We start from the raw sequence: 17,303 nt of genomic DNA, 5'->3' as shown, positions 1-17,303 counted from the left end.
TCCACCCAAGGTTAAGCTCCTCGGATCGCATAGCCTTAGGGGCCCGCATGACCGTCCGCAGCACGATCCTGGCCGCCCTGCTGCTGGCCGGCCCGCTGGCCCCGGCCGCGAGCCAGGCGCAAGCCCCGGCCCCGACCCAGGCTCAGGCCCCGGCGCCCTCCCTGCTTACGGCCGAGGAGCGCGCCGACGCCAAGATCGTCCGCGGCATCATGATTTCGCCGCCCCGCACGCCCCAGCAACTGCAGACGCTGCGCGAGGTCCTGGACCGCGCCCCGGCCAGCTACCCGCTGGTCGAGCCGCGCAACGGCCACATCATCGTCCGGGGCGTCGGGGCCGATGAGATCGCCGCGCTGTCGCTGGTGGCCGGCCTGCAGGCGGCGGGCGCCGACAAGGCCGAGAAGAAGACCGTCTATGTGGACGCCGCCTTCAACGTCTATCCGACGGCGGCCCTGATGCTGGGCTCCGACGCCGTCACCCGTCGCCGGCCGGAGGAGGCGATCGCCTGGCTGGACAAGGGCTTGGCCCTGCAGCCCGACAATCTGTACCTCGTCACCGAGAAGGGCGCGGCCCTGGCCATGCTGAACCGGCCGGCCGACGCCCTGGCGCTCTACGACGCCACCCTGGCCCTGGGCGACCGCACCTTCGATCCCAAGTCCAAGGCCCGCCTGCGGCGCGCCCGGGGCTGGGCCCTGATCGAACTGGGACGCCTGGACGAGGCCGAGGCCGACTACAAGCAGTCGCTGGTCCTGGAGCCGGACCACGGCGGGGCCCTGCGCGAGCTGAAATACATCGCCGACAAGCGGGCGGGCGTGGCCAAGATCGAGCCGGTCCAGATCTACACCTCAGACCAGGCCAAGGCGGTCAAATAGCCGCCGCCTCAATCGGGGGTGAAGATCCCCTGCAGGCCCACGATCATGGCGATGATCCCGAACACCGCCAGCACCAGGCCCGGCCCTTGCGCCCCGCTGGCCGGCAGGTCGCGATTGGCCAGCCGCCCCGCCCGCAGCCGGTCCCACAGCAGCAGCACGCCCACCGCGATCCCGACGATCTCGAAGTGGAAGACGCGCGGCCCGCTGACCAGGTGGACGATCAGGAAGAAGCCGCCGCAGACCAGCGCGATCACCCCGACGATCCAGCGGAACGGGCCCAGCCGCTCGGCGAACCGCGCGAGGTTGTCGCCGGCGTTGGGGATCAGGGCCAGCAGGCCGATCGCCAGCAGGAAGCCGCCGAGGATGTTCGAGAGGTCGAGGATGAGCGCGAGCATGGCTGTGGAATGCGGAAACGTCGTCGCGCGTTCCGAGGCGTATCCCTGGCAGGGCTTGACTTATTACACCTGTAGCTCACCCTTGCCATAAGCTTTGCCGGAGACGACGCATGCGTGGAGCCCCCTTCAAGGCGATCATCGCCGCCGCCCTTCTGTCGTCGGCCGCCCTGCCGGCCCAGGCCTTGGCCCAGGCGGCCGCTTCGCCGCCCGCCCTGGACCAGAAGGCCTTCGCCAAGCAGGAGGCCAAGGACCGCGAGGTGGTCGAGAAGGCCCTGCACGTGACCTCCTTCGCCGAGCTGGAGCCGATGGTTCCCCAGTTGCAGAAGGTGGTCGCCAACGCGCCGGCCCGCTGGCCGGTGATCGACCGCCAGCCCGGCGTGACCACGATCCGCGTCAACGACTCGCAAGCCGCCCTCATCGCCACGGTGACCGCGGCGGGCGTCGCCGCCAAGGCGGGCCAGGGGCAGAGCCAGGTGATCGCGGTGTTCAACACCTATGGCACGGCCGCCTTCCTGCTGGGCACCCTGGCGGTGGAGCATCGCCAGCCCGAGGAGGCCCTGGTCTGGCTGGACCGCGGCCTGGCCTTCCAGCCCGACAACCTGATGCTGGTCACCGAGAAGGGCTCGGCCCTGATCCTGCAGCACCGCTTCGCCGAGGCCCTGGCCTTCTACGACGCCCGGCCGCCGATGGACCTGCTGGACACCCTGGCCAATCCGGACGGCGAGGCGCGCATCGAGCGCAGCCGGGGCTTCTGCCTGACCGAACTCAATCGCCTGGACGAGGCCGAGGCCGCCTATCTGAAATCGCTGGAGCTGGAGCCCGACCACGGCGGCGCCAAGGCCGAGCTGGCCTATATCCGCCAGCTGAAGGCCGGCGGCGCCAAGCAGGCCGTGGACGTCTATACGGGCGACAAGGCCAAGGCCCGCAAGGACTAGGCCCCTACCCTCTCGCCGTCACCAGCCAGCAGGCCGCCTTCAGCGGCACGACGCCGTCGCGCATCTCCTCGCGCAGGCGGGCGGCCACGGCGTCGGTGACCCTGGCGCGGGTCGCCTCGTCCTCGCGGCGCAGGATCTGGCCCAGCGGGCCCAGTTCCAGGCTCAGGGTCATCATCTCGTCGAGGCTGGCCGGCATGGGCGCGTCCAGGGGCGCGATCTCGATGTCGCGCCAGCCGCTGCGGTCCAGGATCCCCCGCACGTGGTCCGGGTCGGCGAAGGCGAAGCGGCCCGGTCCCTTGCGCGGCGGCGGCGGAGGCTGCGACAGCAACGGCGCGGCCGTCTCCAGCGGGACCTGGGACAGCGGATTGTCGGCCGGGCTCCGCCAGCAGGCGAAGACCAGCGCGCCGCCGGGCTTCAGCGCCCGCCGCAGGTTGGCGAAGGCCGCGTCCGGGTCGGTGAAGAACATCACCCCGAACCGCGACAGGATCACGTCGAACGCGCCCGCCTCGAAGGCGTGGTCCTGGGCGTCGGCCTGGACGAACTCCGCCCGGCCGGTCGTCTGGTCCCGGGCCCGTTCGCGCGCCAGGTCCAGCAGCGGCCTGGAGACGTCCACCCCGACGCAGACCCCGTCCCGGCCCAGGCGGCGGGCCATGTCCAGGGTCGTCGCCCCCGCCCCGCAGCCGACGTCCAGCGCCCGCCTGCCCGGCCCCGGATCGGCCCGCGCGACCACGGCCTCGCCGATGGGGGCGTTCAGCCGGTCCAGCAGGTCCTGCTGGCGCACCCAGACCTCGCCGCCCTCGGTGTTCCAGAATTCGGCCGTCATGGCCCCTCGCGCGGCCTGGGTGGTGTTCTCGGTCGTCATGCGGGTCTCCCGATCGTTGCGGATTTGGCGGTCTGACCGCATCCTGCAAGTTCAAGCCGACTTGAGGTCAAGCATGTTCGATATCGACATCGCCGAACTGGCGCGCCGGACCGGCGTGCGGGCCTCGGCCCTGCGATACTACGAAGAGAAGGGCCTGATCGTCTCGACCGGCCGTCATGGCCTGAAGCGCCTGTTCGCCCCCTCGACGGTGGAGCGCCTGTCGCTGATCGCCCTGGGCCGGGCCTCGGGCTTCTCGCTGGACGAGATCGCCGCCATGCTCAGCGAGGGCCCGGCCATCGACAAGGATCAGCTGCGGGCCAAGGCCGCCGAGCTGGACCGCCGCATCGACGACCTGGCCCGCCTGCGCGACGGCCTGCTGCACGCCGTGGCCTGCACCGCGCCCAGCCTGATGGAATGCCCGCGCTTCCGCGGCATAGCCCGCCTGGCCGGACGCCAGGCGGCCGCCCAGCCGGCGCGGCGTCGCTTCCGCGCCGAACCCGCCTAGTCCGTCCTCACGCCGTGCAGCGCCTTCCAGCCGAACGCCAGCAGCGGCCGGGCCTCGGCCACGAAGTCGGCGATCAGCTCGGGCAGGTCGTCGCCGCCGATCTCGGCCCCGGTCAGCGGCCGGCGGACCAGCCAGCGCGTGCGCTTCAGGCCCGCCTCCAGCGTCGTGCCCGCATGGTCCTCGAAGCCCTTGGGCATGCGCTTGGTCGGCTCGCCGGGCTCCAGCGGCAGCCCCTTGGCGGCCAGGGCCCTCTCGACCGCCAGCCAACCCTTGGGATCGGCGACGATGGCCCGGCGGAAGGCGTCGATGTGCGGGCGTTCCGATAGGTAGAAGCCCGCCGCCGCGAACGGGCCGTTGCCGGCATAACCCGCCTGCTCCTCCTGGGCCGACGGCAGGGTCGAGGGGTCCAGCGGGTCGATGGTCTCGGGATCGAAGGCCGGCGCCGGCCCGCCCTCGGGCTCGATGTGCACATAGAGCAGGCCCGGCGACAGCTTCTGGCCGTCGCGGGTCAGGGTGGCCGAGACGTGGGTCTTGTAGGGCCGCTTGTCCTTGGAGAAGCGTACGTCGCGGTGGATGCGGAACACGCTCTTCTTCGGATCGCCCGCCAGCGGCAGATCGCGCGCCGCCAGCGCCCCGTTCAGGGCGTCGATCAGGGCCGACAGCGTCGGCTTCAGGCGGTCGTCATAGACGGCGCGGTGGGCGGTGAACCACTCGCGGTCGTTGTGGGCGGCGAGGCCCGTCAGGAAGGCCAGGTCGGCGGCGGCGAAGCCGGGGAAAGGCGTGCGAGTCATGGCGGCAGGCTAGACCGAAAGCCCGCCGCCTGTCTGCTGACACCCCTTGTCATCAACCCGCGCCGCCGCGATTGCGCGGGCCGCCGCGCGGGTCGATGGTCCCGCCGCAAGCCCTCACCCCGGAGCACCATCATGACCGTTCAAGAGATCGCCGACGACCTCGTCGCCCTGTGCAAGGAAGGCAAGTTCGACGAGTCCGGCGAGAAGTACTGGGCCGACGACGTGGTCAGCATCGAGGCCATGCCCGGCGACATGGCCCGCATCGCCGGCAAGGCCGCCGTGCGCGGCAAGGGCGAATGGTGGGCCGCCAACAACGAGGTCCACGGCTTCACGGTCACCGGCCCTTACGTCAACGGCGACCAGTTCGTCGTCGGCTTCAAGATGGACGTGACGCCCAAGGCCACGGGCGAGCGCACGACCCTGGACGAGGTCGGCCTCTACACCATCCGCGACGGCAAGATCGCCGAGGAGCGGTTCTTCTATTGAAACGAAGCTGCCTAGCCTCGAGCGGTTTGGGCCTTCTTCGGAACGGCCCCGCTCGAGGGAGTCGGCGTGGGGGCGATAAAGCGCCCGAATGCTCCTCGCGCGTGCCGTGCGCGGCGACACAAGTGGCAGCGCGCACGGCATTTGCGATGTTCTCCCGGTCCAGCTTACTGCTCATGACAGGCTCTTGTCGATGAGACTGGCTTCCCGTGCGAATTTGTAGACCTCCCAGCGATCCTGCAACGACTGTAGCTGTCCAAATTCGCCAGACCACGCTCGAAGCGCGTCGAAGGTCGGCCTCGACTACCTCATGCCCGCCCAGACTGACTCGATGAGCGACACGAGCAACACCACCTCGCGGTTGGTGAAGCCAAAGACGCTCGCGCAAAAGGTTGCGAACCCGAACCTCCTGGGTCTTAAGTAGCTTAGCTATAAAATTGGGGGGAGATCCGTTCCATGGATTTGGCCACACGCATCCTCGAACTCCAAAAGCGCGCACTCGATCATCGGGAAGTGCTGCTAACAGAGGAAGCCGCAAAGACGGCGCTCGTTATGCCGTTCTTGCAATCGCTAGGCTATGACGTCTTCAATCCGAGCGAAGTCGTGCCAGAATTTACCGCGGACGTTGGCACCAAGAAGGGTGAGAAGGTCGATTACGCCGTTTGCAACGAGGGAAAGGTCTCAATTCTTGTCGAATGCAAACCGTCCACCGTCGAACTCAACATCAATCACGCAGGTCAGCTATTTCGCTATTTCAGCGTTACCGACGCTCGACTCGCCGTTCTCACTAATGGTGTTGTCTATCAGTTCTATTCAGATGTAGAGCGCCCCAACAAGATGGATGACAAGCCGTTCTTCACGTTCAGCCTGGACGGCGTGAAAACTGCGGACGTCAAAACGCTGGAAAAGTTCGCGAAAGCATCCTTCGATATTGAAAAAATCGTCCAGGAAGCCGGAAATCTAAAGCTACAATCCCTTCTCAGAAAAGAGATAGAGAAGGAATTCGCCGAGCCATCCGAGGAGTTCACCAAGCTTCTCGCCGGTCGAGTTCACGAAGGTCGCCTGACGCCAGCGATCAAGGATAGCTTCGGGAAAATGATAGCTTCATCGATCTCGACCGTCATTCGGGAGCTCGTCAACGAACGGTTGTCCTCAGCACTGAACGCTTCCAACCCTTCGATCTTGGAGAATGACAACCCGGAAGAAGAGCCTAACGAGGATGGCGTCATTACGACCGCGGAAGAAATATCCGGCTTCCACATCATTCAGGCGATTGCTTCTAAATTTGTTGACCCCAAACGCATCATCATCCGAGACGCGAAGTCTTATTGCGCGATACTTTTGGATGACAACAACCGAAAGACCATCGCCCGGATGCACTTCAATGGCATTACCACAAAATATCTAGGTACTTTTGTTGGCAAGGAGGAGCATCGCCACCTTCTTCCGGAGCTGACCCACATCTACCAACTTAGCGATCACATTGAGGCGCGCCTCAAGGAGCTCGACGGCGGGGGCGGCGGCTGACAGGGGCAGAACGGCCTCTGCGAACGGTGTGAAGCTGCTTGCAGAGGCCGCGCCAGCCCTACGAGGGCTTCCCTACCGCTCCAGGAACGGCACGAAGCCGCCGAAGATCATGCGCTTGCCGTCGAAGGGCATGTCCTTGGGGTCCTGCTTGAGGCGCGGGTCGGCCATGACCTTGGCCATGATCTCGTCGCGCGAGGCCTTGTCCTTGTAGGTGATCCACGAGAACACCACGATCTCGTCTTCCTTGGCCTGGACGGCGCGCGGGAACGAGGTCACTTCGCCGTAGGGCGTGTCGTCGCCCAGGCACTCGACGTACGACACCGCGCCGTACTCCATCCAGACCTCGCCGCCCAGCCGGGCCATCGCCTTGTAGTCCTCGACCTTGTCCTTGGGGACCGCGATCACGAAACCGTCGACATAGGACATGACGTCCTCCCTGGGGTTGTTGCCGTCCAAAGGACGGGCGACGGCGCGGCGTTCCGACATGGCGTCGGAAAAAATGGTCGCCGCCCGCGCCTTCGCCCTGGGTCGGCCCAGGACCGACCCTCGGTCGGATCGCCGACCAACGCCATTGCACTTAAGCGCGACCGTGTCATTCTCCTCAACCGGACGGAGCGTCGCCTTGCAACGAGCGCTCCACGGTCGCGAACGCCGGGAGGGCAGGTTCATGGCGCCGATCAGAGGGTTCTTCGTGTGGGGCGGCGGCGCGCTGCTGATCCTGATCCCGTTCTACCTGTTCGCGCTGCTGGGCTGGCCGGCCCATCCCGACTCCTGCACCAACATCAACGCCGCGGGCGTCCAGGTGCCCCCGGTCGTCGACGGCAGGCCCGACTGGGCGCACGCCGACAGCTGCTACTGCGAGGCCTTCCGGATCGAGGACGTCTACAACGGCGCGCCCGGCATCCGGCAGAAGGTCAACACCTACAGCAACTACTACGCGCTGTTCACGTCGCTGGCCGTGGTGTTCCTGATCCGCCGCGACCGCAAGAAGGTGATCGACGGCGAGTCCACCGTCCGGAACGTCTTCTACAATTCCGGCAGCTGGGTCCCGGAGGTCTGGGTCTTCGCCGTTCTGTTCCTGGGCCTGGGCAGCATGTGGTTCCACGCCTCGCTGTCCAGCACGGTCAGTTGGTTTGACGGCATGTCGATGTACGTCTTCGCCTCGTTCCTGCCCGTCATCACGGTCCGACGACGCTTCGACATCGGGGTGTTCTTCTACTGCGCCTATGCGGTGCTGGTGATCGTCTTCACCATGCTGAACCGGATCCTGGACGACGTGCCCCTGATCTCGATGAAGCTGATCGGCTCGCTGGTCGGGCTGTACTTCCTGACCGAGCTGGCGCTGCAGATCTACGACATGATCCGCCTGGGCGGCCCCTCGGCCTGGTGGGACCAGGTCAAGACCGACTGGCGGGACGGCTGGTCCAAGCGCGCGACCATCTTCTGGTGGGTCGGCGCGGGCTGCTTCGGCCTGGCCACCATGTTCCAGATCCTGTCCCAGACCGGCGGGCCGCTGTGCAGCGCCACCAGCGGGTTCCAGCCGCACGGCCTGCTGTGGCACACCCTGTCGGGCGCCATGGCCGTGCTGCTGTACTTCTACTGGCGCGAACAGCCGGACGAGGCCATGCGCGCCCGGTTCGCCTCGGCCAGTTCGAGCTGACCCGTCAGGGCTGGACCGAGTAACCGGCGGAGGCCGGCACCCACATCAGGGTGTCGCCCATGTCCGGCCGCGCCACGCCGTTCAGCTTGACCTCGGCGATCCACCAGTCGCCGCTGCGGCGATAGGTGGTGCAGACCTCCTGGCCCAGGACCGAGGCCATCGACTCCTGGATCTGGGCGCGGATCGGGACCGCGTCCGCCTCCGGGACGCGACGGCCGCGGAAGGCGATCTGGGCCTTGTCGATCCCCGAGATCGGCCCGCAGACCGCCCCGTCCTTCACCGTCACCAGCGTGACCGTGGTCATGGTCACCGGCGGCGAGTCCTGCAGCAGCACCTCGGCCCTGTTGAGGATATTGCCGTCGGCCGCGAAGGCGTAGCCGGCCATGGACCGGCAGGTCTTGCGGACCGGATCGGGCCGATAGCACTGCAGGTCGCCGATGCGGGCGGGCGCCAGCGGATCGGCCATGGCGGCCGGCGCGGCGGCCTGCAGGGCGGCGGCCAGGATCAGGGACAGCACGCTCGGGTTCTCCGTTCGCGCCCGAAGGCGGGGGCACGCACTCGCTCACACGCCTTGGCCGACCTGGCAAGACCTCCACCGCGAGTGTGTGTCCCCTATTCCGGCTACTCCGTCTTCAGATAGATCTCCGAGCCCTGTTCCTTGAACTTCTCGCTCATCTCGGCCATGCCCAGCTCGGCGCTGTTGGGCGCCTTGCCGGCCGCGAAGTCGCGGACCTCCTGACTGATCTTCATCGAGCAGAACTTGGGCCCGCACATCGAGCAGAAGTGCGCGGTCTTGTGCGCCTCCTTGGGCAGGGTCTCGTCGTGGAACTTGCGGGCCGTCTCCGGATCGAGGCCAAGGTTGAACTGGTCCTCCCAGCGGAACTCGAACCGCGCCCGGCTGATGGCGTCGTCCCACATCGCCGCGCCGGGGTGGCCCTTGGCGAGGTCGGCGGCGTGGGCGGCCAGCTTGTAGGTGATGACGCCGGTCTTGACGTCGTCGCGGTCCGGCAGGCCCAGGTGCTCCTTGGGCGTGACGTAGCAGAGCATGGCTGTGCCGAACCAGCCGATCATCGCCGCGCCGATGGCCGAGGTGATGTGGTCGTAGCCAGGGGCGATGTCGGTGGTCAACGGGCCGAGGGTGTAGAACGGGGCCTCGTGGCAGTGCTTCAGCTGCTCGTCCATGTTGGCCTTGATCTTGTGCATGGCCACGTGGCCCGGCCCTTCGATCATCACCTGGACGCCGTGGTTCCAGGCCACCTTGGTCAGTTCGCCCAGGGTGCGCAGCTCGCTGAACTGGGCCTCGTCGTTGGCGTCGGCGGTCGAGCCCGGACGCAGGCCGTCGCCGAGGCTGAACGACACGTCGTAGGCGCGCATGATCTCGCAGATGTCCTCGAACCGCTCGTAGAGGAAGTTCTCCTTGTGGTGCGCCAGGCACCACTTGGCCATGATCGAGCCGCCGCGCGAGACGATGCCCGTCACCCGTTTTGCAGTCATCGGGACAAAGGGGAGTCTCACGCCCGCGTGGATCGTGAAGTAGTCGACGCCCTGCTCGCACTGCTCGATCAGGGTGTCGCGGAAGACCTCCCAGTTCAGGTCCTCGGCCACGCCGTTGACCTTCTCCAGCGCCTGGTAGATCGGCACCGTGCCGATCGGGACGCTCGAGTTACGGATGATCCAGTCGCGGATGTTGTGGATGTTGCGGCCGGTCGACAGGTCCATGACCGTGTCGGCGCCCCAGCGCGTGGCCCAGACCAGCTTGTCGACCTCGTCGGCCACGGTGCCCAGCACGGCCGAGTTGCCGATGTTGGCGTTGATCTTGACCAGGAAGTTGCGGCCGATCGCCATCGGCTCCAGCTCGCCGTGGTTGATGTTGGCCGGGATGATGGCCCGGCCGCGCGCGATTTCCTGGCGCACGAACTCGGGGGTCACGAAGTCGGGGATCGAGGCGCCGAAGTCCTCGCCGTCGCGCACGCACGGGCGGGTCTGCTCACGGCGCAGGTTCTCGCGGATGGCGACGTATTCCATCTCGGCCGTGATGATCCCGGCCCGGGCGTATTCCAGCTGGGTGACCAGCTTGCCGGGCTTGGAGCGGTAGATCTTGCGCGAGGTGTCCGGGAACTCCGGCGCCAGGTGCTTGCCGGCCGCGAAGCCGTTGTCCTCGGGCTTCACCTGGCGGGGATCGGTCACCAGCTCGACGTCGCCGCGCGCCACGACCCAGGCCTCGCGCGAGCGCGGCAGGCCCTTCTCGATGTCGATGGCGACCGACGGATCGCTGTAGGGACCGGACGGGTCGTAGATCGTCACCGGCGGCTCGTTGGCCGACGGGTGGACGGCCACCTCGCGGAACGGCACGCGGATGTCGGGGAACAGTTCGCCGGCCTGATAGACCTTGCGCGAGCCGGGGATCGGCCCCGTCGACAGGGTCTCGGCCACGGCCTTGATGGTGGACTGGATGTTCATTTCGGGCGCTCCTTCAGCTTCAAGGAGACCCGGACGTGTCGCGCTTAAGTCGGTTTACGGACGGGGTTCGAGCGTTCCGACCGCGTTCCCTCCCTTCGCCGGCATGACCCGGATCAGGTTCGACGGGTCAGGGCCAGGCCCAATCTCAGCCGCGCGAAGCGGCCCCCCGGTGAACGGGGCGACCCTAGACCGACTGACGCGCGGGTCAAGGGCGGGCGCTATCGAGAATGCGCCGCGACCGCTCAAGGATCGACGACCGGTCCAGCGCCGCCTCCAGCCGGTCCAGCGCCGCCAGGACGTCGCGCGCCTCGGCGTCCAGTTCGACGGCCGCCGCCGACAGGGCCTCCCAGGCCGGGGCCAGCCGCCGCGCCAGGGCCTCGCCGTCGTCGGTCAGGCGCAGGACCCGGCTGCGGCCGTCGCGCGGGTCGCGGTCCTCGGCCACCAGCCCCTCGGCGACCAGGGCCTGGCGCACCTGGCTGACCGCCACGTGGGTGACCCCCAGCGCGGCCGCCAGGTCGCCGACCGAACGCGGGCCGTGCAGGACCAGCTGGTTCAGCACCCCGAACCAGCGCTGCTCGAACCGCACGTCGAGCGCGGCGTACATCCGGCCGGCGTCGCGGTCGATCCGCTCGGACAGCCGCCGCAGCCGCGCGCCCAGGGCGGCGGCGCCGGAGGCGCGGGGGTAGTCGCCAGAGGTGCTGTCGGGGGACATGTCTTCGGAGGCCATTGACAGAATCCGTAAGTGCTTACATTTCTCTCATCACCTCTACAGGAGACGCCGGCGGATGAACAGACGCGACTTCATGGCGGGCGCGGCCCTCCTCGGCCTCGGCCTGCCCGCCGGCGCCGGCCGGTGCGCCGATCCCGCGTCGGACCTGGCCGGCGACGAGCCCGCCAAGGTCTGGTTCCGGCAATGGCTGGCGGTGTTCAACGGCGACGATCCGGCCGCCTATCGCGCCTTCATCCAGGCCCGGCTGCCCGACGCCCTGCCCTATGTCGACGAGGACCTGGCCACGCGCGAGGCGTCCGGCGGCTTCACCGTGCTGCGCGCTGAGGCGACCGGGCCCGGCGAGCTGACCGTCTGGGTCCAGGACCGCGCCTGGGACCGGTTCTCCAAGGTGGTGGTGACCGCCGGACCGGAAGGCGGCCTGGCCGACATCGCGTTCTCGGGCGCCACGCCCCCGGACGGTTTCCGGATCGCCCGGCTCGGCGAGGCCCAGGCCGTCGCCGCCCTGGCCGGCAAGCTTAGCGCCGAGGCCGCCGCCGACCGCTTCTCCGGCGCCGTGCTGGCCGCGCGGGCGGACCGCGTGATCCTACGCGAGGCCTACGGGCTGGCCGACCGCGCCCGACGAGGCAAGGTCGAGACCGGCACGCGGTTCTGCGTCGGCTCGATGGGCAAGATGTTCACCGCCGTCGCGATCCTGCAGCAGGTCCAGGCCGGGCGGATGGCGCTGGACACGCCGGTGGCCGCCCTGATGCCCGACTATCCGAACGCGGCCCTGGCCAAGCGCCTGACCGTCGAGCACCTGCTGACCCACACCGGCGGCACGGGCGACATCTTCGGCCCGTTCCACGACGCCCATCAGGCCGAGCTGGGCACGGTGTCGGACTATGTGCGGCTGTACGGCCCGCGCGAGCCGCTGTTCGAGCCGGGCGCCCGGTTCGCCTACAGCAACTACGGCTTCGTCCTGCTGGGCGCGATCCTCGAACGGGTCTCCGGCCGGCCCTACGAAGCCTATTTCGACGACCACGTCTTCGGACCGGCCGGCATGAGCGCGACCGGCCAGCGGCCGCGCGACGGCGACGCCCTGCCCTATGCCGGAAGCGCCCTGGCGGGCCTGAAGCCGCTGACGCCCTATGTCGGCCTGCCCGCCGGCGGCGGCTATTCGACGGTGGACGACCTCCACGCCTTCGCGACCGCCCTGCGGGAACACCACCTGCTGGACGCCGCCCATACGACGCTGGCGACCACGCCGAGGGTCGCGGCCGGCGGGGCGTCGAAGTGGGGGCTGGGCTTCCGGATCCAGAGCCGCAACGGCGCGACCTGCTACGGCCACGGCGGCGGCGCGCCGGGGGTCAACGGCGACCTGGCGATCTATCCGGGCTCCGGCTACGTCACGGCGGTGCTGAGCAATCGCGGTCACCCCACGGCTGTGAACCCGGCCGAGTATCTGGGCCATCGCCTGCCCGCCGCGCGGCCGGCGTAACCTTCCCTCCCGCCCGCGCGAATGGCATCCTGCGACCCGGAGCCCGGAGGATGTCGGCATGGCGCGATCGAAGCTCGAGCAAGGCCCCGTTTCCAACCGTCGCGCCGTGCTCGGCGCGGTCCTGGGCGCGACAGCCCTGGCGATCGCCCCGCGCGCGCTCGCCCGAGCGCCCGTCCGCAACGTGGTGCTGGTGCACGGCGCCTGGGCGGACGGTTCGTGCTGGAGCGACGTCGTCGTGCGGCTGCAGGCGGCCGGGTACAACGTCACGGTCGTCCAGAACCCGCTGACCTCGCTGGCCGACGACGTCGCCGCCACCCGCCGCGCCCTGGCCCTGCAGGACGGCCCGACCGTGCTGGTCGGCCATTCCTGGGGCGGGGTGGTGATCAGCGAGGCCGGCGACGATCCGAAGGTCACGGCCCTGGTCTATGTGGCCGCCCGCGCGCCCGACGCCGGCGAGGACTTCGCCGCCCTGGTCGCGCGCTACCCGACCACGCCGGTCCGCGCCGGGGTGGTGACGACCGACGGCTATTCGCGGCTGACGGAGGACGCCTTCCTCAAGCACTTCGCCGGCGACGTCCCGACCGCCCGGGCGCGGGTGCTGTACGCCGCCCAGCAGCCGATCGCCGCGGACCTGTTCGCCGCCAGGACCACGGTCGCGGCCTGGCGCGGCAAGCCCAGCTACTACGCCGTCTCGGCCCACGACGAGACCACCTCGCCGGACCTTGAGCGCTTCCTGGCCCAGCGGATGAAGGCGACGACCATCGAGCTGCCGTCCAGCCACGTCTCGATGATCTCGCACCCTCAGGCGATCACCGACCTGATCGAACGCGCCGCCCAATCAAGCGATTAGAGATGGGCGGGCGGCTAGAGCGTCCGCGCCCCGAACGTGTCGCACGCGCCGGGGTCGCCCGCGTCGTAGCCCTTGCCGAACCAGCGCATGCGCTGGGCCGAGGTCCCGTGGGTGAAGCTGTCGGGCATGACCCGGCCCTGGGCCTGTTCCTGGATGGCGTCGTCGCCGACCGCCGAGGCCGCGCCGAGGCCGTCCTCGATGTCGGCCCTGGTGATCCGGATGCCGCCGTTCGAGGCCTCGGGCGCGTGCCGGGCCCAGACGCCGGCGTAGCAGTCGGCCTGCAGCTCCAGCCGCACCGAGCCGCTTTCGGCCCCGCGCGCGCCCAGCCGCCGGGCCTCGTCGGCCGCGCCGGTCAGGCTCTGGATGTGGTGGCCGATCTCGTGGCTGATCACATAGGCCCGGGCGAACTCGCCCTTGGCCCCGAACCGGGTCTCCAGTTCGTTCCAGAAGCTGAGGTCCAGATAGACCTTGTTGTCGGCCGGGCAATAGAACGGCCCCATGGCCGATTGCCCCGTACCGCAGCCGGTGCCCGTGGCCTGGTCGTACAGCACCACCGCCCGGGGCGGACGGTAGCTGACGCCGTGCTTGGCCAGCAGCGGACCCCAGACGTCGGTGTTGGAGGTCTCGATCACGTCGACGAATTGGCCGTCGCGGTCGCTGACCTGGCCGCGCGCGCCCTCCTGGGCGGCGGGCTGCTGGGCGCCGTTGACGACGCTCATCGTGGTGTCGGGACTGATCCCGAAGACGAAATAGCCGATCGCGGCCAGCACCACCGCCCCGATGCCGCCGCCGGCCAGGCCCACCGGGCCCAGGCCGCGACGGTCTTCGATATTGCCCTCGCGGCGTCCGCCACCCCACTCCATGCGTTCGGTCTCCTGGTGTCTGATCTGGTGTCTGGAAAGGGCGTCAGGACGCCGGCTTGATCGCGCGCAGGCGGGCGTTGCTGGCGGCCAGGGCCTGGTCGGTCAGTCGCTCCATCCGCTCGATGTCGGACGCCATGTCCCCGGCGCTGGGACCGCGCGGCGGGGCCGGCGGCAGGGTCGAGCGCAGCGTCGGCTCGGTGGGCGGATGCGCCGCCTCGTCCAGCGACCGCAGGGTCAGTTGGGCGTTGTAGCGGCTCTGGGCCGCCGACAGCTCGCGCTGGGCGGCCAGGGCGTTCTGGCGGTTGACGTCCTGCTGCAGATAGAAGGCGTTGCGCTCGCGCTGGGCGCGCGGGTCGATCTGGGCGGAGGCCGAGGCGGCGAAGGCCAGGGCCAGCCCTGTCGCCGCGATCATCGTCCGAACCTTGCTCATGCCGTCAGGGCTCCGCTTTCGAGCCCTTCAACCTACGCCGCCAATGCGTCGGGTTCAGGGCCGCTTGACGGTGAAACGCGTGAGCTCCTGTTTGGGGGCCTGCCAATCGGGATCGAGCTCGGCCGCCTTGGTGAAGTCCAGATAAGCCGCCTTCACGTCGCCGAGGTTCTCGTGGGCGATCGCGCGGTTGAAATAGGCCTTCTGCGGATCCTTGACGCCCAGGGCCAGGCCCTGGTCGATCTGGGCCAGGCCCTCGCCGTAGCGGCTGGACCCGACATAGGCCGCCCCGCGATTGACATAGGCCTCGCCCAGGCCCGGATCGATCTTCGAGGCGGCGTCGAAATCGCCGATCGCCCCGTCGAAATCGCGTTGCCGCAGGTGCAGGACGCCGCGATTGACATAGGTGCGGGCCTGGTCGCGGAAGTTCAGGATCTCGGTCTCCAGGGCCAGGGTGCAGGTGGTGATCGAGGCGTTGTCGGAGCGCCCGTCCAGGGCCGCGTCGGCGCATTCCTTGGCCGCCCCGCCGCCGATGATCAGCGTCGAGGCGCCCGCCGGCGCCGCGCACAGCAGCAGCCCCGCCGCCGCGCAGAGGATGATCCTGATCGAAGCCATGCGCCTCTCCCCAGCGCGGCCAGCCACGCGACTTTTGGGGGCGCGGCTGGAGGCAGTCGCGCGGAGAACGCGCCGGGTCGTGCTTTTCTGACCGTCAGCATAGCACGACCGCGCCCGAGTCTGTAGGGAATCGGCGAACGTCCGCCCTCCAGTATCGAAAGACGCCCGATGCATCTGGCCCGCTTCCCCCGCGCCCGTTTCGCCCACCTGCCGACGCCGCTCGAGCCCCTGCCCCGCCTGGGCGCCGAGCTCGGGATCGACCTGTGGGTCAAGCGCGACGACTGCACCGGCCTGGCCGGCGGCGGCAACAAGACCCGCAAGCTGGAGTTCCTGCTGGGCGAGGCCCTCGCCCAAGGCGCCGACACCCTGGTCACCCAGGGCGCGGTCCAGTCCAACCACGTGCGCCAGACCATCGCGGCCGGCGCGCGCTTCGGCCTGAAGAGCGAGATCATCCTGGAGGAGCGCACGGGCTCGAAGGCCAGCGACTATGTCGGCAACGGCAACGTGCTGCTGGACCGGCTGATGGGCGCCTCGATCCGCTTCGTGCCCGGCGGGACCGACATGGTCGCCGAGCTGGAGAGCAGCGCCGATGCGGTGCGTCAGCGCGGCGGCAAGCCGTATGTGATCCCGGGCGGCGGCTCCAACACGGTCGGCGCCCTGGGCTATGTCGACTGCGCCCGCGAACTGGTGGTCCAGGCCGACGCCCTGGACCTGAAGATCGACCGCCTGGTCACCGCCACCGGCAGCGCCGGCACCCATGCGGGCCTGGTCGCCGGCTTCGCCGCGCTCAGCGTCGACATCCCGATCCTCGGCTTCGGCGTCCGCGCGCCCAAGGCCAAGCAGGAGGAGAACGTCTTCAACCTGGCGGTCGCCACGGCCGAGGCCATCGGCGCCGCCGGCCGGGTGAAGCGCGAGGCCGTCGTGGCCGACTGCGGCTATGTCGGCGCGGGCTACGGCCTGGTCGACCAGGGGGTGATCGACGCCCTGACCCTGGCCGCGCGCACCGAGGGCCTGCTGCTGGACCCTGTCTATTCGGGCAAGGCGATGAAGGGCCTGATCGACCAGGCCCGCAAGGGCGCCTTCAAGGGCCAGCGTGTGGTGTTCCTGCACACCGGCGGCGCCCAGGGCCTGTTCGGCTATCAGAGCGAACTGGAGGCCGCCCTTGTCTAAGACCCCCCATTCGAAAGTTTTGGGCGTCCTCGGCGGCATGGGCCCCGCCGCCACCCTGGATTTCCTGGCCAAGCTGCAGGCGGCCACGCCGGTCAGCCGCGAGCAGGACCACCTGCGGGTGCTGGTCGACATCAACCCCAAGGTCCCCGACCGCAACAACAGCTATGACGCGGCCGGTCCCGTCCTGGCCGAGATGGCCGTGGGCCTGCGCGAGGCCGGCGCCCAGGTGCTGGCCATCGCCTGCAACACCGCCCACGCCTACGCCGACCAGGTGAAGGCCAGCGGCCTGCCCCTGGTGGACCTGATCGAGACGGCCGGTCTGGCGGCGAAGAAGGACGGCGCCGAGCGCGTCGGCGTGCTGGGCACCGGCGGGGCCCTGGCCCTCTATCGCCGGACCTTCTCGCACCTGGAGATCGAGGCGGTCACCCTGGACGACCACGAGCAGGTCGAGTTCATGGCCCTGCTCTACCGCATCAAGCACGGCGACCTGGGACCCGAAAGCCGCGAGACCATGGCCGCCCTCGCCCATCGCCTGGTCGGCAAGGGCGCCCAGGTGGTGGTGGCCGGCTGCACCGAGGTGCCGCTGGTGATGGGCGCCGCCGACCTGACCGTGCCGTTCATCGACGCCACCGAGGCCCTGGCCAAACGGTGCGTGGAGGTCTGCCTGGCGTCTTGAGGGCCGGT

General features: G+C 69.2%; 20 protein-coding genes and 1 riboswitch. Of the genes, 10 read left to right on the top strand and 10 right to left on the bottom strand.

Annotation, left to right across the window (positions count from 1 at the left end; genetic code table 11):
• Positions 1–47: 47 nt before the first annotated feature.
• Entirely contained in the window at positions 48–869 is an 822-nt protein-coding gene (locus tag WAE60_RS20440; protein ID WP_337688320.1) for a tetratricopeptide repeat protein, read from the top strand.
• Between the two features lie 8 nt (positions 870–877).
• Here WAE60_RS20440 and WAE60_RS20435 read toward each other — a convergent pair whose 3' ends face one another.
• Positions 878–1,264: a hypothetical protein gene (locus WAE60_RS20435; protein WP_029916654.1), complete on the bottom strand. Its 387-nt coding sequence runs from the start codon at positions 1,262–1,264 to the stop codon at positions 878–880.
• A gap of 110 nt (positions 1,265–1,374) precedes the next feature.
• On the opposite strand from WAE60_RS20435, the gene WAE60_RS20430 reads away from it, so the two are divergent.
• Positions 1,375–2,199 (top strand): tetratricopeptide repeat protein, encoded by an 825-nt coding sequence (locus WAE60_RS20430; protein ID WP_337688318.1) that lies wholly within the window; start codon positions 1,375–1,377, stop codon positions 2,197–2,199.
• Positions 2,200–2,203: 4 nt separating this feature from the next.
• Here the strand turns inward: WAE60_RS20430 and WAE60_RS20425 are convergent, their stop codons facing one another.
• Positions 2,204–3,061, bottom strand: a complete 858-nt coding sequence (locus WAE60_RS20425; protein ID WP_337688317.1) for a class I SAM-dependent methyltransferase — start codon at positions 3,059–3,061, stop codon at positions 2,204–2,206.
• A 73-nt stretch (positions 3,062–3,134) separates the two neighbouring features.
• Between WAE60_RS20425 and WAE60_RS20420 the strand changes: the two genes are divergently transcribed.
• Complete coding sequence (locus tag WAE60_RS20420; protein WP_337688315.1) at positions 3,135–3,566, top strand: helix-turn-helix domain-containing protein; 432 nt, start codon at positions 3,135–3,137, stop codon at positions 3,564–3,566.
• On the opposite strand, the gene WAE60_RS20415 is transcribed toward WAE60_RS20420, so the two are convergent.
• Positions 3,563–4,357, bottom strand: coding sequence for a DUF2461 domain-containing protein (locus WAE60_RS20415; RefSeq protein WP_337688313.1), 795 nt, complete (start codon positions 4,355–4,357; stop codon positions 3,563–3,565). The two genes, WAE60_RS20420 and WAE60_RS20415, sit on opposite strands and share 4 nt — an antisense overlap.
• Before the next feature lie 132 nt (positions 4,358–4,489).
• On the opposite strand from WAE60_RS20415, the gene WAE60_RS20410 reads away from it, so the two are divergent.
• Positions 4,490–4,843 (top strand): nuclear transport factor 2 family protein, encoded by a 354-nt coding sequence (locus WAE60_RS20410; RefSeq protein ID WP_337688311.1) that lies wholly within the window; start codon positions 4,490–4,492, stop codon positions 4,841–4,843.
• A 453-nt stretch (positions 4,844–5,296) separates the two neighbouring features.
• Positions 5,297–6,367 carry a type I restriction enzyme HsdR N-terminal domain-containing protein gene (locus WAE60_RS20405; RefSeq protein ID WP_029916664.1) on the top strand — a complete coding sequence of 357 codons (1,071 nt, stop codon included), beginning with the start codon at positions 5,297–5,299 and terminating at the stop codon, positions 6,365–6,367.
• 72 nt (positions 6,368–6,439) lie between these two features.
• Here WAE60_RS20405 and WAE60_RS20400 read toward each other — a convergent pair whose 3' ends face one another.
• The gene (locus tag WAE60_RS20400) at positions 6,440–6,793 is read right to left on the bottom strand and encodes a DUF1428 family protein (RefSeq protein WP_029916666.1); all 354 of its coding nucleotides are present in this window, start codon (positions 6,791–6,793) and stop codon (positions 6,440–6,442) included.
• A gap of 241 nt (positions 6,794–7,034) precedes the next feature.
• On the opposite strand from WAE60_RS20400, the gene WAE60_RS20395 reads away from it, so the two are divergent.
• The gene (locus WAE60_RS20395; RefSeq protein ID WP_051696054.1) at positions 7,035–8,027 is read left to right on the top strand and encodes a ceramidase domain-containing protein; all 993 of its coding nucleotides are present in this window, start codon (positions 7,035–7,037) and stop codon (positions 8,025–8,027) included.
• Between the two features lie 4 nt (positions 8,028–8,031).
• Here the strand turns inward: WAE60_RS20395 and WAE60_RS20390 are convergent, their stop codons facing one another.
• From WAE60_RS20390 to WAE60_RS20380, 3 genes are all read right to left on the bottom strand, one after another.
• Positions 8,032–8,544 carry a hypothetical protein gene (locus tag WAE60_RS20390; protein ID WP_337688307.1) on the bottom strand — a complete coding sequence of 171 codons (513 nt, stop codon included), beginning with the start codon at positions 8,542–8,544 and terminating at the stop codon, positions 8,032–8,034.
• A gap of 104 nt (positions 8,545–8,648) precedes the next feature.
• Positions 8,649–10,487: a phosphomethylpyrimidine synthase ThiC gene (gene thiC / locus WAE60_RS20385; RefSeq protein ID WP_337688305.1), complete on the bottom strand. Its 1,839-nt coding sequence runs from the start codon at positions 10,485–10,487 to the stop codon at positions 8,649–8,651.
• A 73-nt stretch (positions 10,488–10,560) separates the two neighbouring features.
• Positions 10,561–10,666, bottom strand: a riboswitch (TPP riboswitch).
• A 26-nt stretch (positions 10,667–10,692) separates the two neighbouring features.
• Positions 10,693–11,214, bottom strand: coding sequence for a MarR family transcriptional regulator (locus WAE60_RS20380; protein WP_337688303.1), 522 nt, complete (start codon positions 11,212–11,214; stop codon positions 10,693–10,695).
• Between the two features lie 58 nt (positions 11,215–11,272).
• On the opposite strand from WAE60_RS20380, the gene WAE60_RS20375 reads away from it, so the two are divergent.
• Positions 11,273–12,694, top strand: coding sequence for a serine hydrolase domain-containing protein (locus WAE60_RS20375; RefSeq protein ID WP_337688301.1), 1,422 nt, complete (start codon positions 11,273–11,275; stop codon positions 12,692–12,694).
• 58 nt (positions 12,695–12,752) lie between these two features.
• Positions 12,753–13,544 (top strand): alpha/beta hydrolase, encoded by a 792-nt coding sequence (locus WAE60_RS20370; protein ID WP_337688299.1) that lies wholly within the window; start codon positions 12,753–12,755, stop codon positions 13,542–13,544.
• 14 nt (positions 13,545–13,558) lie between these two features.
• On the opposite strand, the gene WAE60_RS20365 is transcribed toward WAE60_RS20370, so the two are convergent.
• From WAE60_RS20365 to WAE60_RS20355, 3 genes are read right to left on the bottom strand one after another with little or no spacing between them, the layout of a single operon-like run.
• Positions 13,559–14,407: a neutral zinc metallopeptidase gene (locus tag WAE60_RS20365; protein WP_337688297.1), complete on the bottom strand. Its 849-nt coding sequence runs from the start codon at positions 14,405–14,407 to the stop codon at positions 13,559–13,561.
• 43 nt (positions 14,408–14,450) lie between these two features.
• Complete coding sequence (locus WAE60_RS20360) at positions 14,451–14,837, bottom strand: hypothetical protein (RefSeq protein WP_337688296.1); 387 nt, start codon at positions 14,835–14,837, stop codon at positions 14,451–14,453.
• A 54-nt stretch (positions 14,838–14,891) separates the two neighbouring features.
• Positions 14,892–15,449 (bottom strand): tetratricopeptide repeat protein, encoded by a 558-nt coding sequence (locus WAE60_RS20355; protein ID WP_337688294.1) that lies wholly within the window; start codon positions 15,447–15,449, stop codon positions 14,892–14,894.
• 168 nt (positions 15,450–15,617) lie between these two features.
• On the opposite strand from WAE60_RS20355, the gene WAE60_RS20350 reads away from it, so the two are divergent.
• A complete protein-coding gene (locus WAE60_RS20350) occupies positions 15,618–16,619 on the top strand; it encodes a D-cysteine desulfhydrase (protein ID WP_337688292.1) in 1,002 nt (333 codons plus the stop codon).
• Positions 16,612–17,295 (top strand): amino acid racemase, encoded by a 684-nt coding sequence (locus tag WAE60_RS20345; RefSeq protein ID WP_337688290.1) that lies wholly within the window; start codon positions 16,612–16,614, stop codon positions 17,293–17,295. Before WAE60_RS20350 ends, WAE60_RS20345 begins: the two co-directional genes overlap by 8 nt.
• Positions 17,296–17,303: the final 8 nt, after the last annotated feature.

Origin of the sequence: Caulobacter sp. CCG-8 (genome assembly GCF_037402475.1) — a bacterium.
Taxonomy (GTDB): domain Bacteria; phylum Pseudomonadota; class Alphaproteobacteria; order Caulobacterales; family Caulobacteraceae; genus Caulobacter.
The sequence above is the reverse complement of the archived record's forward strand: the minus strand, read 5'-3'. Positions and strand labels throughout refer to the sequence as shown.

What these genes read in the sequence shown, in the direction of transcription:
- WAE60_RS20365 (WP_337688297.1), bottom strand. Translation starts at nt 14,407, where the DNA reads ATGGAGTGGGGTGGCGGACGCCGCGAGGGCAATATCGAAGACCGTCGC.
- WAE60_RS20360 (WP_337688296.1), bottom strand. Translation starts at nt 14,837, where the DNA reads ATGAGCAAGGTTCGGACGATGATCGCGGCGACAGGGCTGGCCCTGGCC.
- WAE60_RS20430 (WP_337688318.1), top strand. Translation starts at nt 1,375, where the DNA reads ATGCGTGGAGCCCCCTTCAAGGCGATCATCGCCGCCGCCCTTCTGTCG.
- WAE60_RS20355 (WP_337688294.1), bottom strand. Translation starts at nt 15,449, where the DNA reads ATGGCTTCGATCAGGATCATCCTCTGCGCGGCGGCGGGGCTGCTGCTG.
- WAE60_RS20380 (WP_337688303.1), bottom strand. Translation starts at nt 11,214, where the DNA reads ATGGCCTCCGAAGACATGTCCCCCGACAGCACCTCTGGCGACTACCCC.
- WAE60_RS20375 (WP_337688301.1), top strand. Translation starts at nt 11,273, where the DNA reads ATGAACAGACGCGACTTCATGGCGGGCGCGGCCCTCCTCGGCCTCGGC.
- WAE60_RS20350 (WP_337688292.1), top strand. Translation starts at nt 15,618, where the DNA reads ATGCATCTGGCCCGCTTCCCCCGCGCCCGTTTCGCCCACCTGCCGACG.
- WAE60_RS20410 (WP_337688311.1), top strand. Translation starts at nt 4,490, where the DNA reads ATGACCGTTCAAGAGATCGCCGACGACCTCGTCGCCCTGTGCAAGGAA.
- WAE60_RS20440 (WP_337688320.1), top strand. Translation starts at nt 48, where the DNA reads ATGACCGTCCGCAGCACGATCCTGGCCGCCCTGCTGCTGGCCGGCCCG.
- WAE60_RS20425 (WP_337688317.1), bottom strand. Translation starts at nt 3,061, where the DNA reads ATGACGACCGAGAACACCACCCAGGCCGCGCGAGGGGCCATGACGGCC.
- WAE60_RS20415 (WP_337688313.1), bottom strand. Translation starts at nt 4,357, where the DNA reads ATGACTCGCACGCCTTTCCCCGGCTTCGCCGCCGCCGACCTGGCCTTC.
- WAE60_RS20395 (WP_051696054.1), top strand. Translation starts at nt 7,035, where the DNA reads ATGGCGCCGATCAGAGGGTTCTTCGTGTGGGGCGGCGGCGCGCTGCTG.
- WAE60_RS20420 (WP_337688315.1), top strand. Translation starts at nt 3,135, where the DNA reads ATGTTCGATATCGACATCGCCGAACTGGCGCGCCGGACCGGCGTGCGG.
- WAE60_RS20370 (WP_337688299.1), top strand. Translation starts at nt 12,753, where the DNA reads ATGGCGCGATCGAAGCTCGAGCAAGGCCCCGTTTCCAACCGTCGCGCC.
- WAE60_RS20435 (WP_029916654.1), bottom strand. Translation starts at nt 1,264, where the DNA reads ATGCTCGCGCTCATCCTCGACCTCTCGAACATCCTCGGCGGCTTCCTG.
- WAE60_RS20405 (WP_029916664.1), top strand. Translation starts at nt 5,297, where the DNA reads ATGGATTTGGCCACACGCATCCTCGAACTCCAAAAGCGCGCACTCGAT.
- WAE60_RS20400 (WP_029916666.1), bottom strand. Translation starts at nt 6,793, where the DNA reads ATGTCCTATGTCGACGGTTTCGTGATCGCGGTCCCCAAGGACAAGGTC.
- thiC (WP_337688305.1), bottom strand. Translation starts at nt 10,487, where the DNA reads ATGAACATCCAGTCCACCATCAAGGCCGTGGCCGAGACCCTGTCGACG.